This is a genomic window from Gilvimarinus algae, assembly GCF_030518215.1.
Classification (GTDB): domain Bacteria; phylum Pseudomonadota; class Gammaproteobacteria; order Pseudomonadales; family Cellvibrionaceae; genus Gilvimarinus; species Gilvimarinus algae.
Genome location: NZ_JAULRT010000062.1, coordinates 265,267 through 283,794, shown reverse-complemented (window position 1 = coordinate 283,794; position 18,528 = coordinate 265,267). Strand labels below are relative to the sequence as shown.

The following is an 18,528-nucleotide window of genomic DNA, read 5'->3' as shown; positions in this document are numbered from 1 at the left end:
CCTTATCGTCTTACCTGTGGTGGTGTTTGGCACATAATATACCACCTAAATCCTCGCTCGTCTGAAAGTCTTAGCGGCCCAGAGCCCTCGCCGGCTCTGGGCCGTCTGGCAAACGGGAAGATCACGAGAGGAGGCTCCTCCCAAAAATTAACGGGGTCAAATTAACGGGGTCAGATGAAACGTTTGGCGCAAATATCTACACACCTTTGATCAACCCACTCACAACCCAACACTCAAAAACCAACCCCATACCTCGTACTCCTCCCACCACCCGGTAACTTCTTCAAACAGCCCTTCTCCAGCAAATCCACCAAGTCCCGCGTAGCGGTAGGTTTACTCACTTTTGCCAGAGCTTGGTATTTGCGGGCGTTGATGCCCTGCGCAAACTCCTCGCCAGCGGTATCCAGCAAGCGGTTGAGCACTTTTATTTGTCGCTCGCTTAATACGGTGCTGGATTAAGTCCGCGTCGCCATTTGCTCTAAGCGGTTAAAAATAATGGCCTCTCGCTCGGCGCTTCCCATGGCGGTAGATTGCACCACGTAGGCAATATCTCGGTGCTCAAGCAGTTGTGCAAACTGTTTTCCCAAATACTGGCGCAGCACACCATCTGCCTGCTGTAGTTCAGTCAACAACTCGGGGCGGCCATCAACCACATTGAGTAAATCTTCAATATCGTGGCTGCTGAGCGGGTCGGCACACCCGCGGCCCTTATACGCCTCCAATTTGGTGGCCAAAAAGTAGAGTGGTGTCACCACACGTATGATAGTGGTGGAAGGTAGTTCGTACTGGGCGGCGGATTTGAGCGCCTGGGTGTACCAGCGATTGGTAAAACCCAGTACCGCTTCGTCGTCAGGCATGAAGTCCACCTGGAGGCCGTCCAGCCGAAAACGGCAGTTAACGGATTCTTGCATAGAGATGCGAAGCCCCTGCTTTGCAACTGCTCGCTCAGCCGATGCCAATCGGAGTAACCCAGGGAGCCTCTGATCAAGTCCTTGCGGCCGCTGGCATTCAGGAATTTTTGCTGGCAAGGCGCGCGATCGAGTCGGGCTGGTTGCCCGGCGAGTGAGCGCAACGCTGTCAGCGAGAATTCCTGAATGCCCCGAAGGGCACGGCCTGGCGCGGGCATTCTCGGCGTTGGCAATCTTGCTAAGGACTACGGCCATTAACGGCGATTGCCGCCTTGAGACTGCTCCGCGCCAGATTGCGCAGAGACCACAAGGACTTGATCAGAGGTTCCCTAGCACGCTGACGATAAGATCGACATCATCGGTATAACGCACTCTCTCTCGGGTAAGGGGGTCGGTAATGAGAAGTCCGGTGGTACAGCCGCCCACAAAGGCGGTCTGTTCAATAAGATCCGGGCCCAGCGAGCGAGCCACCAACTCAATCATATCGAGGTGGCGGTTAAACTGGCTCATTGCGCAAATATCTCCTCCAGCAATCCCGCCGCCACTGCGGCTTCACGAGCGTTGCCCAGCCTGATAGCGTCGACCAGTGCCAACATGTCATAGAGGTTGGCGTCTTTGCTGGCCGCCTCAGGCACGCTTTTATGCAATGGCTTTACCCCTTGCCCCATCTGGCTGGATTGGGCGTGAGGCCAGACCGGTATCAAGTCGCCGGCAGACATGACCTTGCCCTGTAAGCCCGGTGCAGCAAAGGCTGTTGGCATACCACGCACCACGGCCCCCAGCGAAGCTGGAAACACGTATTTCACACCCTCGCGCAGTAACCCCAACAGGGCACGACGATTAACTTGAAGCAAGTCTGTGCGGTGATGACGGGCCACCAAACCCACTTCGACACAACGGTTCAACGCATGGCTCAACTCGCTTTTGCTGATGCCAGTAGAAGCTTCTAACCCCCGCACACTGTAATGCTCTTTAGAGGCTGCGCTGGGCGACTGCTCCAAGCTCACTAGCTTAAGTAGCAATAAAATGTCTTTGCTTTTCATGTGAATTGCTCATGCGCCAACAGGTCGTCCTTTGTTTTAGGACAAGGGACATTGTCACAGTATAAAGCGCAAGGGTCAACAGGTGGGAGCCCCTCTTCAATGTCCAATATTTATAGTGTTCAACAAACTGAAACAAATATATCGGGAACTAACAGGGGTCAGATGAGACTTTTGGCACAAAACTCCTCCCACTTTAATCCAGCCTTGGAACAACCCAACACTCAAAAACCAACCCCATACCTAGTACTCCTCCCACCACCCGGCAACTTCTTCAAACAGCCCTTCTCCAGTAAATCCGCCAAATCCCGCGTAGCCGTGGGTTTACTCACCTTTGCCAGGGCTTGGTATTTGCGGGCGTTAATGCCCTGCTCAAACTCTTCACCGGCGGTATCCAGCAAGCGGTTGAGCACTTTTATTTGCCGCTCACTTAACACGGTACTGGCGTGGCGTTGCCAGAAACGTGTTTTATCCAGCACCCGGTCTATTCGGCTTAAGGCTTGTTGCAGGGCCGCCTCTAATGTGGATAAAAACCAGGTAAGCCAAGGCGTAACGTCCAGCTCGCCCTTTTGGGCATTTTCCAAGTGGTCGTAATAGGCTTGGCGGTCGGCCATGATGGCAGCACTAAGTGAGTAAAAACGCACGGACTGGCCTTCAGCCTGCGCCAAAGCTCTGTCGGTTACTGCGCGGGTGACGCGACCATTACCATCGTCAAACGGGTGTAGTGTTACCAGCCAGAGGTGGGCTAAACCTGCTCGCACTAAAGCGTCTAGTTCACCAGGTGGATGGTTAAACCATTTGAGGAAGTGTTCGAGCTCTTGCTCCAGCCCTTTGCGTGGCGGCGCTTCGAAATGTACTTTGGGATTATCTAACTGACCTGATACCACCTGCATGGCCTGCTCGCCACGCAGTGCGCCCACGTTTATATCCCTTATCAAGCTACCGCCTTCGGGGAAGAGCATGGCTTGCCAGTGGCATAGTTTCGCCTGGGTTAGAGGTTCATCGGGCCGACCTGTAGCTTCGAGCAATAAGGCAACCAACGAGTCCGACTTGGGCGTTGCCTTACCCAGCAGGGCCGCTTGCTCCACGCCCAATTGACGGGCCACGGAGGAGCGTACCGAGCCTGCATCCAGATGCTCGCCTTCTATTTCACTGGTACGAATGGCGTTTTGGATTAACGCATCCATTTGAGCGTTTAACACCGAATCCGCAGATACTGATTCCGCTCGGCCCAGTAAACGCCCCTGTAACAGGCGCACAGCGTCAAGCTTCGGCTTTAACACCGCATCGTCCCACTCAAAGTGGGGCCAGTTGCCCTGCTGCCAAATGTACATGAGCCGAATAGACACCTTAATCGGATCAAATTATGAGCCGATTATGGCAAACAATCGGCTCAAGCGAAAGTTATCGGCCGATAAAGAGAAAAATCAGCTGTTAGGCCGCTTTGGCTTGTGTGGCTGAGAACTGATCATGATTCCAACCACTCACCCACCCCCACAACCTCAGCATACGCAAACCCCAGCGCCGCCATAGACGACGCGTGCACCTGCGCCGCCGGTACGGTCACGCCGTTAAAAGCCAACGCCAAAGTGGCGCAGGCGTCGTGCAGAACAGTGGCCTGGTAGCCCAAATCTGAGGCCGCGCGGGTGGTGGCCTGAATGCACATATGGCTCATGGCGCCAATGATGACCACCCGCTCTACTCCCTGCGCTTGCAGATACTCGTGCAGGTCGGTTTTTAAAAAGGCGTTGGGGTAGTTTTTCAGTATCACCTTTTCGCCCGCCTGGGGCGCCACGCTTGGGTGAATAGTGATGCCATCGGTGCCAGCGGTAAACACCGGCGCCTGGGGGTCTGGCTCCTGATGGTGGATGTTCACCACCACATCGCCATTAGCGCGGGCCCGGGCGATGGCTACGGCCGCGTTGGCGGCGGCCTGGTCTATGCCCTCCAGCAGCATTTTACCGCCGGGGAAGTATTCGTTTTGAATGTCGACAACGATTAGGGCTTGCTTGGTCATGGGTGCTTCCTCTGTTGGTGAAAGTGAATCGACAGTGTGCGCAGCGCGGGGCATAATGCGAAGTGGCACTTTTGACAAACTTAAAGGCGATAGTGACACATGCAGCCAAAAACGGTGGATATAGCCCTGCTGCTCTACTCTGGCGCCCAACAGGCTGCGGTTTTGGGCATGACGGATCTGTTCCACACCGCCAACCGCCAGCTGGCCGAGCGCGAGCCCGACCGGCCGCTGCGTGTCAGCCACTGGCAACCCCATGAGGAGGTGGCGCCCGAGCGGGTGTGGGGCGAGAGCGGCGCCGGGCCGGACGCCGTGATTGTTCCGCCCACGCTGCACAACCCCGAACAGCTGCCCATCCCGGCGCCTATGCTGAGGTGGCTGACCGAGGCCCACCGCCAGGGCGCGATTGCCTGCTCGGTATGCGGCGGCGCTTTTGTGCTGGCCCGCACCGGTATTTTGCAGGGGCGAACCGCCACCACCCACTGGATGTACACCGAGGCGGTGGAGGCGGCCTTTCCCGCCGTGCACTGGGCGACCGAGCGGCTGATGGTGGATGACGGGGATGTAATCACTGCCGGCGGCGCCATGTCCTGGACGGACCTGGGGCTGCGACTGGTGGACCGGTTTTTGGGCCCCAGGGTAATGCTGGACACCGCCCGCACCCTGCTGATTGATCCGCCAGGGCGCGAGCAGCGCTACTACCGCCCCTTTTCCCCCCGGCTCAACCACGGCGATAAAGCGATTTTGCAAGTGCAGCACTGGCTGCACAGCACCCAGGCCCGAACAGGCTCCGTGAGTGTACTGGCAAAAAAAGCCGGCCTAGAGCCGCGCACGTTTTTACGCCGCTTTGCCCGCGCCACCGGATTAACCAGCACCGACTATTGCCAGCACATTCGCGTGAGCAAAGCGCAGGAGCGGTTACAACTGGGGCGTGAGCCCATAGAAAGCATCGCCTGGGAGGTGGGCTACAAAGACCCGGCCTCATTTCGCAAAGTCTTCACCCGCATTGTCGGGCTGGGCCCCGGGGAGTATCGCAAGCGCTTTGGCGCCGAGCCCTCTATACTGGAGAATCATTGAGCGGCATTACCCAATACTGTGGCCCCCCGTCTAGTGCAGTGAATGAAACAGGGAATAGATCATGTCTCAAGCAAGAGTGATTGGGCAATTTGCGATAGCCCTGGCGGTCAGCCTGCTGGCCGGCGCTATTTTTTACTTTGGTTTTTCGCTGACGCGTATTGCCGAGCAACTGCCGCAAACCGCCGATAGCGTCACGGAGATTTCCGGGGCGGTCACGCCGGTGGTGGACTTAATACCCGACATACTGCAGGAATCAAAAGCCATTCGCTTGCAAACCAATGCGGTGGTGGAACAAAGCCAGGCGATTATTGAACAGCTGCCCGGCGTGCTTGAACGGGTCGATAGTGTCGTCACCACCGTGGACAATGTGCGCACCGACAGCCGCACACTGCTGGCCGAATCCGCCGCGGTGCGCGAGGAGGTCGCCCTGGTGCGCGAACAAGTAGAAAGAGTACGCCAGGACCTGCCCGCCATACTCGCGGAGCTTGAAGCCTACCGCGTAGAGCTGGAGGCCTACCGAGCGCTGGCACCGCAGTTTTTGGCAGAATCACAAGCCATTCGCGCAACCATTGACCCGACCCTTGGCCGGGTGGAAGCCATTATTGCCGACATTGACCAAACCGCCAGCGAAGCCGGCGAAAGCGCTGTGTCCGGCTTTTTTACCGGCATTATCAAAGCGCCTTTCAACCTCATGTCCGACATCACCAAGGTGATCACACCATCGGGCAAGCCCCTGACACAAGAGCAGAGCGATTACCTGAAATCAACGCTGCAGGACTTTGTCAGCTCCGCTCACGTCGGCGACAAGCAAAGGTTCCAAATGCCAGGCAGCGACTTTGTCGGAGAAGTTGAATTGCTCGCTGAGCAAATCAAAGGTCAACAAGGATGCCGCCAAATTCGGGTGGTTGCTTTTGAACCCGATAACCGCAGCGAATCGACATCCAATGACTTTAATGTATGCCGAGATAAAAATGGACGGTGGTCGGCGCGCGCCGACTCCTAAAGCGGCGCTGCCAGTGCGGGGTTGCGTCGCAGCCGCAAGGCTCTCTGCTTACGCCGCCCATTGAGCACAGTGCCGATAAACGTCTGCCTGATCAGCAGATCGTACAGCAAGAGGGACACCGCCACGGTAATACCCGAAATTAAAGCGAGCTTAACGGCCCAATGCCATGGCACCTCGGCAAAGGCAATTTGCAGCCAGACCACGATGGGCAAGTGAATCAAATACAGCCAGTAAGACGCATCCGCCAGATAGCGCACCCACTCGCGCGGCCGATTTAAGCATCGGCGAAACACACCAATGGTCAGCGCCACGAGAGACCACATCATCAGTGCGTAGCTGAGCACAAACGCCAGTTTAAAGGTGACGTATTGCGGGTGGCCGGTTCTGGCCTGAAAACCACTGAGATAGACGGCGGCGATCACCGCCAGCAAGGTCATCAGCAGGCGCGCGGGCGTTAGGCGACTGAAACTTTCCATTAAGTGGCTCTGGCGCTGCAGCAACCAGCCAAAGCCAAAGCACCCGGTGTAAATCAAAAGCACCGGAAGCTGTGGCACCAGGGATCTATCCGGCGTATCCATGCCCCAGTGGTTCATAAACCATAAAGCGGCGGCCGTCGGTAACGCTAGTACCACCATGCCGGCAGGTGAGTGACAGAGCCAGGCAGCGGCTGCATCCGCCGCGCGAGTGACGGACCGCCCCCAAGCCCCCAGCAAACCCACCAGCGAGCGAATCGCCAATACCAGGGCCGTAATCACCAGCAGATAGTACAGAAACCACAAGTGGGTTCCGGTAAAAGGGTTACCCATCGATTCCATAAACGACACCCAGCTTTGTAGCATAGCTGCCGAAAAATCCACCTCGCCGCGCAGGCTTTGCATACCCATCACCCAGCCGGATATCAACAGCGGCCGGAGCAAAAACCAGCCCACCCCAAAAGGCACGGCGATACGCAGCAGGCGCGAGCGCACGAAGGGCCCAGCCCCGGCGCGGTGAAAAGTCATATGGCTGAAAAAGCCGGCCACCAGAAAAAACAACTCCATCCGGAAAGAGTGGCTCACCAGCATAAAATGGGCGACGAGATTGCTGGTGGACACATCCATCACCGCCCAGCCGATGTACACGGGCAAAAATGACAGGCTCGCGTGAAAAACGATGCCCAACAGAAGCGCAAAAGCCCTTACCGCGTCCAGATAGTCCAGCCGCTGGTTTGTGTGTGTCATTGATGTCATGGGATTGGCTCACTCAAATAAAAAAGTATGGCGCCGCTACCGCGGCGCTTATTAATCAGTAAAAGCGCACTTCATCGAGTTGATATTCAAAGGGCGCCGCTTGCGGGCTGTAGGCGACAATGCTCAAGCCGTTTAAGGTGCTGGGGTTCAGGGGAATCTGCTCTGACCAGGCGCGCTGCAGACTGGAAAATGGGACTTTTACCTCGTGGAACTGGCCATCGGCGGGCACCGCCAGAGGCGCGGCATGGTAATCAAAGTTGGTCACCTCCGTGCTGTTGACCGTGAGCGAGACATTGCCCTCGCTTACTTTGATGCGCAGCAGCACACCCTGGTAGGCCGCGGCGTTCTGAGCCAGACCCTGGGCATTCAGCGGCAGAGCGCAGGAGGTCCAACCCAGTTGGCCACGCGCCGGTACGATCTCGCCCGATACGGTCAAGACGCCATCGGCCAATGTGTGGTTCATGGTGCTGGCACCACCGGCGACGCTGTCGCTGATGTACTGGCGCTGCAGCCCCAGGCTGTTATTGCCGGCGGTGGCAAAATCATCCACCAGCGGTTTTAAAGGCTCGGCAAGAGCGGTGGCAGACAGCGTCAGCAATGCCGCCAGAGCCAGTGACTTTATAGGTGCTACTGGTGTAAGAGTGCGTGCTTTCATGGTGTATCTCCTCGTCATTTAAGGCCATTAAGGTTCAGGCTTGTGCCTGGGTGTTTGGGCATAAGTGCCAAGCCGCGAGGAAAAGGTGACAGGAAATTTGCAGTTTTTTCTGATTCGGGGAATGATTAGCCCTGCAGATGCATCAATCGCCCCCGAGCTGGCCCCTACAGTGGATCTCAGAGCCGGATGCGATAAAAAATAAGAAAACCTGTCACCTCATGGCCCTGAAGTGGCACTTATTCACGTGGTAATTGTTATTGCCAGACCGATAAGTGGTTTACATCGACTTCAGCCGGAAATGGACCCTATGAGCTTTTTCAAAAAGACCCTGCCCTATAAAGACTCCAGCGATGCCACTCTCGTGATGGCTTGTCTGGGGGGCGACCGCGATGCCTTTGGCGAGGTCGTCAGTCGCTACCAAAGCCTGCTGTGTTCGCTGGCCTACTCGTCAGTGGGCGATTTCAAGCACAGTGAAGACATTGCCCAAGAGGCGTTTGTGGAGGCCTGGCGCAAACTCGATACCCTGAGCGACCCGGAAAAACTCAAAGCCTGGCTGTGCGGGATACTGCGGTTTAAAGTCAGCCGCCACCGGCGCTCTGCCGCCCGGCAACCACTGGGCGAGCACGATGAAACCACAGAGCCCGCCAGTGAGCAGGCGAGCATTGATGACACGCTGATTCAGCAACAAGAGCAGACACTGCTGTGGCAGGCTCTGGAAAAATTACCGGATACCTATCGCGAGCCGCTCATTTTGTTTTACCGCGAGCAACGCTCGGTAGAGCATGTGGCCAACGAGCTGGACCTAAGCGAAGACGCGGTTAAACAGCGCCTCTCGCGCGGGCGAAAAATCCTGCAAAAAGCCATGATGGACTTTGTTGAAAACGCGCTTGAAAAGAGCAAGCCCGGCGCCGCCTTTACGCTCTCGGTGTTGACGGCCATCAGTGGTATTGGCGCCCCCAAAGCCCAGGCTGCAGCCTTGGGGATCGGTGCCTCGCACGCGGGCAGCGTGTTTAAGTGGGCGAGCCTGGTGACGCTGCTGGCGTCCTTCTCCGGGGTGATTGGCTCCTTCTTTAGTGTCAGAGCGAGCCTTGACCAGTCCCGCACAGCCAAAGAAAAGCGCGCAGCCATCGTGATTGTTTCGCTGTTTTTCGCGGTTGCCGGTGTGTTTGTAGCGGGCATGTTTTTGCTGGAGCACCTGGCAAAGGGCGCGCCTGAGATGGCCGCGGCTTACGCTTTAAGCTCCCAACTGCTGGTGCTGGCCTTTGGTGCGACCTACCTGTGGTTGCTGGTATGGATGTTAAAAAGACAACCCAAGCTCAGGGCCCAGGAGCGCGCGCGTCTGCCTGAGGCCTTTACGCACGAGTCCGATGCGCCCGGCTCAACACGGCGCGAAATCAAAAGCCGCTGGACGCTGGGCGGTATTGCGTTGCTGCACTTCAAACTCGGCATGCCCGAGGCGGGCGACAAGCCGGCGCTGGCGTGGATTGCCGGTGGCGACAGAGCCTATGGTTTGCTCTTTGCCTGGGGCGGTTTAGCCGTTGCGCCCGTGAGCGTGGGGATTGTCTCGGTCGGTTTCATCAGCATTGGCGCACTGGGTTTTGGCCTGATTGCCCTCGGCACACTGGCCGTAGGCTTTATTGGTTTTGGCGCCTCCAGTATCGCCTACAAAGCCTATGGCTCACTCTCCGCCCTCGGCTGGGACACCGCCTTTAGCGGTGGTTTCGCGGTGGCGCGGGAGGCGGCCATTGGCCCGCTGGCCTTTGCCCGGCTGATCAACAACGAGCAGGCCGCCGGACTGGTGAATTTAGGCGCGCTGGAGCAGCATCACTTGTGGGTGCTGGGTGTCATGTCGGTATTGGTGATCGTGCCCGCAATGTGGCACGCGAAAATGGTGCGCAAGCGCATGGGCCGGCAAGACACCCCGGTACACTGATTCTGCGGCCAGGGTTTCAAGGCGTGTAAAAATAACGGTACTATGGCGTTAACGCGCCGCGGCATTGACGGCGCTAGTGCCTCAATAACACCAACCCCATACAGTGATCGCCAACCATGACCGAGTTTCGCACGGTAAAGTCCTCGCAGAATATTCTCAAAGAGCTGATGATTCCCTCCTACTCCAACTTTGGCGGTAAAGTGCATGGCGGGATTATCTTGTCACTGATGGATAAAATTGCCTACACCACCGCCGCCAGCCATTCACGCGCCTATTGCGTGACCGCCTCGGTGGACTCGGTGAATTTCGTTAACCCCGTAGAGGTGGGCGAGCTGGTAACGCTGATGGCCTCAGTGAATTATGTGGGGCGCTCATCCATGGAGGTGGGGATAAAGGTGTACTCCGAGGATTTTCAGCACGGCATCACCAAGCACACCAACACTTCTTACTTCACCATGGTGGCCATTGACGAACAAACCCGAAAGCCCGTTGCGGTACCGGGCTTGATTCTGGAAGAAGATGTGGAAGTCAAACGGTTTATCTGGGGCAAGATCCGCAAAAAAATGAAAGCCGACTACCGGCAGGCGTTTCAAACCCTGCCTTCAGAGGTGGACATTGCCCGCGAGACGCAAAGCCTCGCCGAAGAAAACTGCCGCATCGCTCTTTCCTAAAGCGCTTTGTCCGGCAGGTGATCTTTCAGTACCTCTGAAAACGCTCGCGACAGAGCGGCCGTGGACACGCCAATCATCAAGGCGCCGTTGAGCGCCTCCAGCGGCCCGAGCAGCTCATGCTTTTCCGACATGACAATATCACCGTACCCCAAGGTCGCAAAGTTGACGGCGGAGTGATACACCGCCTGCGAGTAGTCGGCAAATTCACCCAAGCCGTAAAAGAGCGTGCCCCAGGCAATCACCTGGGCGATATTGCCGACAATCAAAATAAACATCATACCTGCGGTAACGCGCATGGACAGCCAAAAGGTAGAATGAAGCTTGTGCGCTCTTTTCACCAGAAAGCGCAGCGCCGCCAGGACCAGCATGCCCTGCAAAAAAAGGCAAAGCACCATCATGGAAAGTCCGAGTAGAAAGTTAATCAACATGGTTTTACCTTCCGCTGTTTCGCAAATGTTGTATCTTCCGAGCGCGCCAGTACTCCAGCATTGCCATGGCCGCGCCGGCATAGACCGCCACGGCCAGAAACAGCGCCATACGCACCAAAAAGGCCTGGTACACATCTTTGCCGTTAGCGCTGTCCTGTACCGCAGCGCCCAGTAAAATAATCATGGTGGTCATGGTGGCCATCCAGAAAGACGGTTTTAAACCTGTACGCCAGGCGCCATACATAGCGCTCGCGAGCAACAGACACATCAGCAGCATCCAGGAAAAGTAAAACCACAAATTGACCGCCAGGCTGAGCAAACTCCAGACAACAATAGCGCAACAACCGCCCAGCAAGGTCGAGCCGATCATTTCGCGGCTGGCCTCACGCAAGCTTAACTGCGACGCCTCACGCCCCAGCAGAATGCTTTTTACCGTTAGCGGCAAATACGCCGCTGGATTGGTGAGTGTGAGCAAAAAGGCGGGAAGGACAATCGCGGTCGCGCGCCAACATAGCCAGTGAGCATCCACTACCGCACCCGATTCTGGCGCCGTCATTTTCGGGGCAGGATCTTCCGGAAAAAATGGGTAGACCAACCACTGTCCCAAGACGGCGAGCGCTATCCCTACCACCAAGGTGGAGATCAACATCGATGCCAGGGTTGGGCTGATGCTGCTTGCTGCGGCAATAACCGTTACCCCGAGAGCCAACAAGGTGCCCACCGCCGCCTTGCCCGGTTGCAACGCCAGCCGACTACTGAGATACAAACCGGCAATAATAATTGCCAGCGCCGGCAAGGGTGCCCCTTGCAAGAGCGGCCCAAGAAAAACGCCCACCCCCAGGCTGACCATCACCACCGCCAATAACAGCAACAACTGCTTTGGCCCTGGCGGCGGCGCGGGTTTCGCCGATAAAATCACCACAAACAAAGGCGCGACAAACGGTATCGCCAAACCCAAGCCGTAGGCCATGGCCAACACCAAGCTGGTGCTGATGGCGAGACGATAGGCGCGCCTGGCCGCCAGCGGCAAGCGCGGTCGTGCGAATCGCTGAGCCGTTCGGGTCAAGATCATCAGTAAGCGTAGGTAAGAATACTGTGCAGGCGTATATAGAGCTTGCCGAGCAGGGCCAAAAAGCCGTGACCCTCGGTGTAGGCAATCACCGATGCCTGGCCACCAATGCGCAATTGTTGTATCGCCTCAGGAGGCAGCGACTCGGCAAATTCGACTTGCACCGGAAAACGCTGTGCCTGGCGCAGCCAGTCGCGGTTGTTCTGCACGCTGGGCAAGGCACCTGCGTGAGCAGGCTGACCGGCACTGACGCCAACGCCGATACTTCTGATGCGGCCCTTGAGGATGTGCCCGGGCAAAGAGTCCAGCAGTATTTCCACCTTGGTACCCGGCTTTAAATGACCCAGGTTGTTTTCGGTAAAGTCCGCGTTAACCCAGACATCTTCAATGGCCACCAGGGTCAGCACCGGAGTGCCGGTGCCGGCAAACTGGCCCACCTCGGCCCGTAAATCCGTCACCACCCCGGCCGCCTGCGCGACGACCGTGGTGTTGTTCAAATCCAGAGTGGCTTTATCCACCGCCGCCTGCGCGGTTTGCAACAGAGTATTGGTGTCCGCCGAGTCGCCGCCTTTTTGCTCGATGGCACGCTGAATGTCCGCCTGGGCCGCTGCCACCTGAGCCTTGGACTGCTCCAGTGTGGCCGCTGACATTTCCAGGCGCCGCTCGGAGATGGTGCCCGGATCGCTTTCACGCAAGCGCTTTAAGCGGGTGTAATCCTGTTCGGCTTTTTGCTGGCCGGCCTGGGCGGCGCGCAGCCCGGCACGCGCTTTTTCCACACCGGCATCGCCCGCTGCCACCTGGTTTTGAGTGTTGTTTAAATTGGACTCAGCCTGTTGTAAAGCAATCTTGTACTGTGACTGATCAATGGCAAACAGCTTTTCGCCCGCCTCTACCCGCTCGTTATTTTTGACCCAAACATCGGTCAGTACACCGGCCACCTTGGGCGCCACTCCCACCACATAACCCTGCACCCGCGCCTGTGAGGTGTAAGGGGTAAAGCGATCGGCCAGCAGGTGCCAAAGTAAAGTGAGCAACACGACCACCAGCGCAATGACCGCGCCGCGCGATACGGCTTTACCTGCAGAGGGTACATCGGCCGCCGGGGCTTGTTGTTGGGCAGGTTCATTCATGGGTATGTCCTTGTTCTGGCGGGTAGTCCAGTGGCGCCTTTAACAGATCGCCCCAATCGGTTCTTTGCTCGAGGGTCTCGCGGGTATTGGCAGGAACAATAGTGTCAATATTTGCCTGCTGCCAGCCACCACCGAGCGCCTGATACAAACCGATAATCGCGGCGATGTGATCGCCGCGATTGGTCACCGCGCGATCAGACTGGCGAAAGGTACTGGCCTGGGCATCCAGCACACGCTGAAAATCGGAGTAGCCCTCCTGATAGCGGCGTGTAGCAATCGCCAAGGAGCGCTCAGCGGCGGTTAAGGCCTCGTCCAATATTTGCTGGCTAATCTGGGTTTGCGCCACGCGGTTGGCGGCGTCGTCGATTTCGCGAGCGGCGTTTAATACACTCGCCTGGTAGGCCTCTAAAGCCTGCTGCAAGCGCGCATCCTGCATCCGTACGTTATTTTTGATGCGCCCGTAATTAAAAATATTCCAACTGAGCGACGGTCCGGCAGCCACGCTGATCACATCGTCGACGATGTCGATATCATTGCCGGACCAACCCACAGTGCCAAACAGCGACAGTGACGGATACAAGTCCGCCTCGGCAATGCCCACTTGCGCCGATTGCGCGGCTGCCTGCCAGGCAGCAGTGCGCACATCCGGGCGGCGCAAAATAAGCTGTGCGGGGATGTCCGTCACCGTTTGCGCATCCACCTGCGGCAATGTGCTGTCGATGGTCTCGAGCTCAGGTAGATCGTTGGGTGCGCGGCTTAGCAATGCGCTCAGGGCGTTGCGCTGTTGTTGCAGTGCCAGGCGTAAACCCGGAATCGTCGCCTTGGTGGATAAATACTGCGATTTTGCCTGCTGCAAATCCAGCTCGGAATCCTGGCCTTCATTGAACAACTGTTCGGTAATCTCGTAGCTGCGCTCTTGCAGGGTTAAGTTGTTCTGCGCAATTTCAATGCGCTGCAGCGTGGTTTTAATACCGTAGTAGAGGCTGGCCACCTGCGAGGCCAAGAGTACCTGAGCGTCGTGATAATTGCTCAACGAGGCAAAGTAAGCGGCATCAGCCGACTCCACTGCGCGCCGAAAACGGCCCCAAAAATCCATTTCCCATCCAATGGTAAAAGCCGCCTGACTGGTCGTGAAATCGCGGTACTCGCCACCGCCGCGCTTTTTGCCGGCATAGGCGCCTTGGGCAGAAATTTGCTGCACTTGCGGATAGCGCGCGCCGCTGGCCACGCCCAGGAGCGCACGGCTTTCTAGAATGCGCAAACCGGCGATCTTAAGGCTGGGACTCTGCTCGCGCGCGGCGACGATTAACTCATTAAGTACCGGGTCATTAAAGCGTTGCCACCACTGGCTTAGATCGGTAGCGGGCGATCCGTTTTGCATGGGGCCGTACAGTTCTGGCTGCCAGTTGGCCAGCCAATCGACCTGCGGTTCCTGAAAATCCGGTCCCAAAGGTGCACAAGCCACCGCGCCCAAACAGGCCGCCAGCGCTGCGCCCTTAGTCCATATATTAACGCGGGTACGGGCAAGCTTAATCACCGGTCGCGGCGCCCTCTTGCAACTTTGCGACTTTTTCTTCCAGATGTTTACCCTCGTTCACCCAGGCCATAAACAACTGATAACTCACCGCCAAGACCACCGCGCCGATAAACAAACCTATGAGGCCGCTGACAAACATACCGCCCAGTGCGCCCAGCAAGATAACCGGCATAGGCACGGCCAAGCCTCGGCCAAGCAGCATAGGCTTGAGAACATTGTCTGCCAGACCCGACACCACTAAATAGACCGAGAGAAGAATATTGGTCAGCAGCGAAGCATCGCCGGCCATCCACAACCAGGCCACCACCGGAATAACAAAAATCGCCGCCGGCAGTTGCACAATGCCACACACCAATACCGCCAGTGCCAAGAGCCCAGCCGCAGGAATGCCGGCGAGCAAGAAGCCCACCCCCAACAAGAGCGCCTGAATAAAGGCGACGCCGATCACTCCAACCGCGACCGAGCGCACCGTGGCCACACTTAAAATGTGCAGCTCATCGCCCACTTCGGGGCCACAGATTCTGCGAAAAATGCGGCCTGTGGTTTGCGCGCCTGGCTTGGCATAGGCCATAAAAATGCCGGCGATAATAAACGCCGCTAAAAACGCCAAAGAGGTAGTAATCACACTGCCAAACAGCGACATCATATGATGCGCCAGTTCGCGAATTTGCTGCTCGTGGGCGGCGGTGAAAGCTTGCAGGTTTTGCGATGCCGCGCGCCAGGCAGTGTCGATTCGCTCGCCCACCACTGGCCAACCCGCCACCTTGTCAGAAGGCTCGGGAATACTCAGCGAACCGGCGATCACTTGGTTGTACAGACTCAGCGCATGATCCACCAGGGAGACGCTGAGCATCACTGTAGGCGCGCCAATCACCAGCACAATGCCCAGCACCAGCACTGTGGCGGCCCGGCCATCGCGCCCTCCCAATTTGGAAGCAATTTTGGCGTGCACCGGGTAGAGAGCTATGGCGAGAATCATGGCCCACAACATCAGCCCCAAAAACGGCTGCAAGTAAAGGAACGATAAAAAGACCATAAGGGCAATCAAGCCCAGACGAATGGCCACGTCGATGACGGGAGAGGCGGAAGCGTTCATTGAGTTGATGTATCCCTATCTCTGGAGTGGTATCAAGCAGCGGCGCTCGCCCGGCGAGTTATTTGCCGGGGCAGCGCCTCTTAAACCGTGTTACTCGGCCCGCACGACACCCACGGCCACCATCTCGGTGGTGGTGACCACAAGCGCGTCGCCCACGTCGGCGAGCTTAAGGTTTTCCCGGTGGCTGGCAGTAAACTCACGCACCTCACCGTCGGCGTTGCGCAGCTTGAAGGTGTTGTCTTCAAGGTCGATGGCTTCGACCATAAACACCCGCACCTCGGTTTGCTCGCTCATCATGCCGGGCAGCTCGCCCTTTTCGGCGCGCTCGGCGATCTCAATCAGGCCCTCGCCAGCTTCCAAACCCTCGCCGTCGATCAGCTCCATGGTAAGTTGACTCAGGTAGGCGGCCACGACCTCATCGCCCACCTGAACCTGCTCCAGATTTTGCACCTCGTCGCCGGCGACAAAGCTGATCTCGCCCGACTCAAGCTGAAGGGTAACCTCACGGGTTTCGTGATTAATGGCGGCGACTATGGCGGTGATTTCTTCGGTTTCTGTCAGGACGACGAAGGGTTTGTCACTCGCCCCGGCGCTCTCGGTGGGTATGCTTGAGGCGGCGGGATCGACCTGGGCCATAGCCTCAGGAACGGGTTTTGCCGGTGCGGGCGCCTCGGCGGTGCTAGTGTCTTTGCCATCGTTGCAGGCGGTCAATACCGCAAGCAGGCTCAGGCTGATCAGTGTGCGCGTGGTCTTCATTGTGCTTCCTCCCTTGGATACAAAGACAGCGTCCCCTTGCTCCTGGCCAATGGTTTGGCGGAGCCTACCCCCGGGTCAGCGAACTCCAAGTAAAGCACACTATGATGGCAAAAGCAGCGGCCCTTAGCCCTGGGCGAGCGTTTCGACAACCAACTGCACTTCACAGGCAGCGCCCAAAACGACGGGGACGCGCTGGTGCAACTGATCGGCCACCCGGTCCAGAATATCCCCCTGCCCGTCGCTGGCGCGCCCGCCGGCATTTTCCACCAGCAGTGCCATGGGGTGCGCCTCATACAACAAACGCAGCTTGCCATTGTGCACCTTGCTTTGGGTATTGGCCGGGTAGAGGAAAATGCCGCCGCGCATCAGCACCCGATGAACATCGCCAACCATGGCGCCGTTCCAGCGCATATTGAAATCCCGGCCGCGCGGGCCATCGACACCGGCCTGCAATTTTTGAATGTAAGCCTGTACCGGCGCCGACCAGTGGCGGAAGTTGGCGAGATTGACGGCAAACTCACTGCACTCGGGCTCGATGCGAAGCGCCTCTTGCGTGAGTACGAAGCCGCCGTCCTGCGCCAGGGTGTACAGGCGCACAGGGCCGCCGGTGGTGAGCACCAACTGAGTGGAAGGACCGTAGAGCACATAGCCGGCGCAGACTTGAGCGCGACCTGATTGCGCAAATTGCTCTGGAGAGAGTGCCGGCACATCGTCGCGCGCGGGATAGACGGTAAAAATGGTACCAATCTGGCCGTTGATATCGATATTGGATGAGCCATCCAGCGGATCAAAGGCGACCAGGTAAGCACCTTCCACATGGCAGGGCACGGGATGATCCTCTTCTTCCGAGGCGAGCGCGCGCACCTGCGCCAGACGGCCGAGGGTTTGCTTGAGAACGTCGTTGGCGATCACGTCCAATTTTTTCTGGGTCTCTCCCTGCACGTTCTCATGCCCGGCACTGCCGAGCACACCGGCCAGAGCACCCTGGCGTACTTTGGCAGAGATGGTTTTGCTCGCCGCGGCCAGCTCGCCGATCAGCAATTCAAGTTCGGGGGCGACGCCGTCGCTGCGCAATTGACTGGACAGTGTGTGCATCATTGCGCCTCTTGATGGGGGGCCAGCTCATTGGCGATGGCGCAGATCTCGGCAAAGTGGTCGGGGTCCAGGCTGGCGCCCCCGACCAGCAGGCCGTCCACATTGGGCATTGCCAAAAGCTCGGCGGCGTTGTCTTTTTTCACGCTGCCCCCGTAGAGGATATCCACCTGACCGGCGACGCCAGCGCCGAGAATAGCCCCGAGCTCCTGGCGGATGTACTCGTGCACCTCTTGCACCTGCGCGGCACTGGCGGCCTTGCCCGTGCCTATGGCCCACACCGGCTCGTAGGCGATGCACAAACGCTGCCCCTGCAGGCTGACGCCATCGAGTGCCTGATGCAGTTGACGATAGAGAATATCATGAGTCAGCCCCAGCTCGTGCTGCTGGCTGTTCTCCCCCACGCAAAGAATGGGCATCAACCCAGCTGCCAGGGCCCGCTCGATTTTGGTGTGGCAGGAGGCGTCGTTTTCCAGAAAGACCTGGCGGCGCTCGGAGTGGCCGATCAAGCAGAAACCGCAACCCACCTCTTTGAGCATTTGCGCCGACGTCTCGCCGGTAAAGGCACCGGAGGCAAATTTACTCACATTCTGACTGCCCACCATGATATTGGAGTTGCGCAAAAAGCTGACCATATCGCTGATGTAGACATAGGGCGGCGCAATGCCGATAGCGGCCTTAAAGCGCTTTTTGACAAATGAGGCCACCGAGGCACACATGAGATCGGTGCCCCCGTTTAATTTCCAGTTCGCTACCACGAGCGGAGCGCGTTGCTTCATTACGGGTTCCTTACACTGCTCTCTACAAGGGGGAGAAATGCCTAACCACTTGTTAAATTTGGGCTTACCAATTTATTCTACACTAAAATATTGGCCTATCCAAAATAAAGC

Annotated in this window: 19 protein-coding genes; 4 read left to right on the top strand and 15 right to left on the bottom strand. The window is 57.5% G+C overall.

What is annotated here, in order from left to right:
- Positions 1 to 455 precede the first annotated feature (455 nt).
- The 5 genes from QWI16_RS15995 to QWI16_RS15975 form a co-directional block, all read right to left on the bottom strand.
- The gene (locus QWI16_RS15995; protein ID WP_302714613.1) at positions 456 to 857 is read right to left on the bottom strand and encodes a hypothetical protein; all 402 of its coding nucleotides are present in this window, start codon (positions 855 to 857) and stop codon (positions 456 to 458) included.
- A gap of 369 nt (positions 858 to 1,226) precedes the next feature.
- Complete coding sequence (locus tag QWI16_RS15990; protein ID WP_302714612.1) at positions 1,227 to 1,418, bottom strand: hypothetical protein; 192 nt, start codon at positions 1,416 to 1,418, stop codon at positions 1,227 to 1,229.
- A complete protein-coding gene (locus QWI16_RS15985) occupies positions 1,415 to 1,951 on the bottom strand; it encodes a hypothetical protein (protein ID WP_302714611.1) in 537 nt (178 codons plus the stop codon). Before QWI16_RS15985 ends, QWI16_RS15990 begins: the two co-directional genes overlap by 4 nt.
- Positions 1,952 to 2,172: 221 nt before the next feature.
- Positions 2,173 to 3,282, bottom strand: a complete 1,110-nt coding sequence (locus QWI16_RS15980) for a Fic family protein (RefSeq protein WP_302714610.1) — start codon at positions 3,280 to 3,282, stop codon at positions 2,173 to 2,175.
- 134 nt (positions 3,283 to 3,416) lie between these two features.
- A complete protein-coding gene (locus tag QWI16_RS15975; RefSeq protein WP_302714609.1) occupies positions 3,417 to 3,965 on the bottom strand; it encodes a cysteine hydrolase family protein in 549 nt (182 codons plus the stop codon).
- A 99-nt stretch (positions 3,966 to 4,064) separates the two neighbouring features.
- Here QWI16_RS15975 and QWI16_RS15970 point away from each other — a divergent pair, with 99 nt between their 5' ends.
- Both QWI16_RS15970 and QWI16_RS15965 read left to right on the top strand, forming a co-directional pair.
- Complete coding sequence (locus QWI16_RS15970) at positions 4,065 to 5,039, top strand: GlxA family transcriptional regulator (protein ID WP_302714608.1); 975 nt, start codon at positions 4,065 to 4,067, stop codon at positions 5,037 to 5,039.
- Between the two features lie 61 nt (positions 5,040 to 5,100).
- The gene (locus QWI16_RS15965) at positions 5,101 to 6,042 is read left to right on the top strand and encodes a hypothetical protein (protein WP_302714607.1); all 942 of its coding nucleotides are present in this window, start codon (positions 5,101 to 5,103) and stop codon (positions 6,040 to 6,042) included.
- Here the strand turns inward: QWI16_RS15965 and QWI16_RS15960 are convergent.
- The gene (locus tag QWI16_RS15960; protein ID WP_302714606.1) at positions 6,039 to 7,271 is read right to left on the bottom strand and encodes an acyltransferase family protein; all 1,233 of its coding nucleotides are present in this window, start codon (positions 7,269 to 7,271) and stop codon (positions 6,039 to 6,041) included. The genes QWI16_RS15965 and QWI16_RS15960 overlap by 4 nt on opposite strands.
- 55 nt (positions 7,272 to 7,326) lie before the next feature.
- Positions 7,327 to 7,926 carry a CIA30 family protein gene (locus tag QWI16_RS15955; RefSeq protein ID WP_302714604.1) on the bottom strand — a complete coding sequence of 200 codons (600 nt, stop codon included), beginning with the start codon at positions 7,924 to 7,926 and terminating at the stop codon, positions 7,327 to 7,329.
- A 307-nt stretch (positions 7,927 to 8,233) separates the two neighbouring features.
- Here QWI16_RS15955 and QWI16_RS15950 point away from each other — a divergent pair, with 307 nt between their 5' ends.
- Both QWI16_RS15950 and QWI16_RS15945 read left to right on the top strand, forming a co-directional pair.
- A complete protein-coding gene (locus QWI16_RS15950) occupies positions 8,234 to 9,859 on the top strand; it encodes an RNA polymerase sigma factor (RefSeq protein WP_302714603.1) in 1,626 nt (541 codons plus the stop codon).
- A gap of 116 nt (positions 9,860 to 9,975) precedes the next feature.
- On the top strand, positions 9,976 to 10,530 hold the full coding sequence (locus QWI16_RS15945) for an acyl-CoA thioesterase (RefSeq protein WP_302714602.1): 555 nt from the start codon (positions 9,976 to 9,978) through the stop codon (positions 10,528 to 10,530).
- Here QWI16_RS15945 and QWI16_RS15940 read toward each other — a convergent pair.
- The 8 genes from QWI16_RS15940 to tpiA all read right to left on the bottom strand — a co-directional run bounded on the left by QWI16_RS15940 (position 10,527) and on the right by tpiA (position 18,417).
- On the bottom strand, positions 10,527 to 10,958 hold the full coding sequence (locus QWI16_RS15940) for an ion channel (RefSeq protein WP_302714601.1): 432 nt from the start codon (positions 10,956 to 10,958) through the stop codon (positions 10,527 to 10,529). The genes QWI16_RS15945 and QWI16_RS15940 overlap by 4 nt on opposite strands.
- A 4-nt stretch (positions 10,959 to 10,962) precedes the next feature.
- The gene (locus QWI16_RS15935) at positions 10,963 to 12,030 is read right to left on the bottom strand and encodes a DUF2955 domain-containing protein (protein ID WP_302714600.1); all 1,068 of its coding nucleotides are present in this window, start codon (positions 12,028 to 12,030) and stop codon (positions 10,963 to 10,965) included.
- Positions 12,030 to 13,157: an HlyD family secretion protein gene (locus tag QWI16_RS15930; protein WP_302714599.1), complete on the bottom strand. Its 1,128-nt coding sequence runs from the start codon at positions 13,155 to 13,157 to the stop codon at positions 12,030 to 12,032. Before QWI16_RS15930 ends, QWI16_RS15935 begins: the two co-directional genes overlap by 1 nt.
- Positions 13,150 to 14,694 carry an efflux transporter outer membrane subunit gene (locus tag QWI16_RS15925; RefSeq protein ID WP_302714598.1) on the bottom strand — a complete coding sequence of 515 codons (1,545 nt, stop codon included), beginning with the start codon at positions 14,692 to 14,694 and terminating at the stop codon, positions 13,150 to 13,152. The genes QWI16_RS15930 and QWI16_RS15925 overlap by 8 nt, the downstream gene beginning before the upstream one ends.
- Complete coding sequence (locus QWI16_RS15920; protein WP_302714597.1) at positions 14,687 to 15,790, bottom strand: AI-2E family transporter; 1,104 nt, start codon at positions 15,788 to 15,790, stop codon at positions 14,687 to 14,689. The genes QWI16_RS15925 and QWI16_RS15920 overlap by 8 nt, the downstream gene beginning before the upstream one ends.
- A gap of 90 nt (positions 15,791 to 15,880) precedes the next feature.
- The gene (locus tag QWI16_RS15915; protein ID WP_302714596.1) at positions 15,881 to 16,546 is read right to left on the bottom strand and encodes a hypothetical protein; all 666 of its coding nucleotides are present in this window, start codon (positions 16,544 to 16,546) and stop codon (positions 15,881 to 15,883) included.
- A gap of 123 nt (positions 16,547 to 16,669) precedes the next feature.
- Complete coding sequence (locus QWI16_RS15910) at positions 16,670 to 17,644, bottom strand: class 1 fructose-bisphosphatase (RefSeq protein WP_368045302.1); 975 nt, start codon at positions 17,642 to 17,644, stop codon at positions 16,670 to 16,672.
- Positions 17,641 to 18,417, bottom strand: coding sequence for a triose-phosphate isomerase (tpiA, locus tag QWI16_RS15905; protein ID WP_302714595.1), 777 nt, complete (start codon positions 18,415 to 18,417; stop codon positions 17,641 to 17,643). Before tpiA ends, QWI16_RS15910 begins: the two co-directional genes overlap by 4 nt.
- Positions 18,418 to 18,528 lie beyond the last annotated feature (111 nt).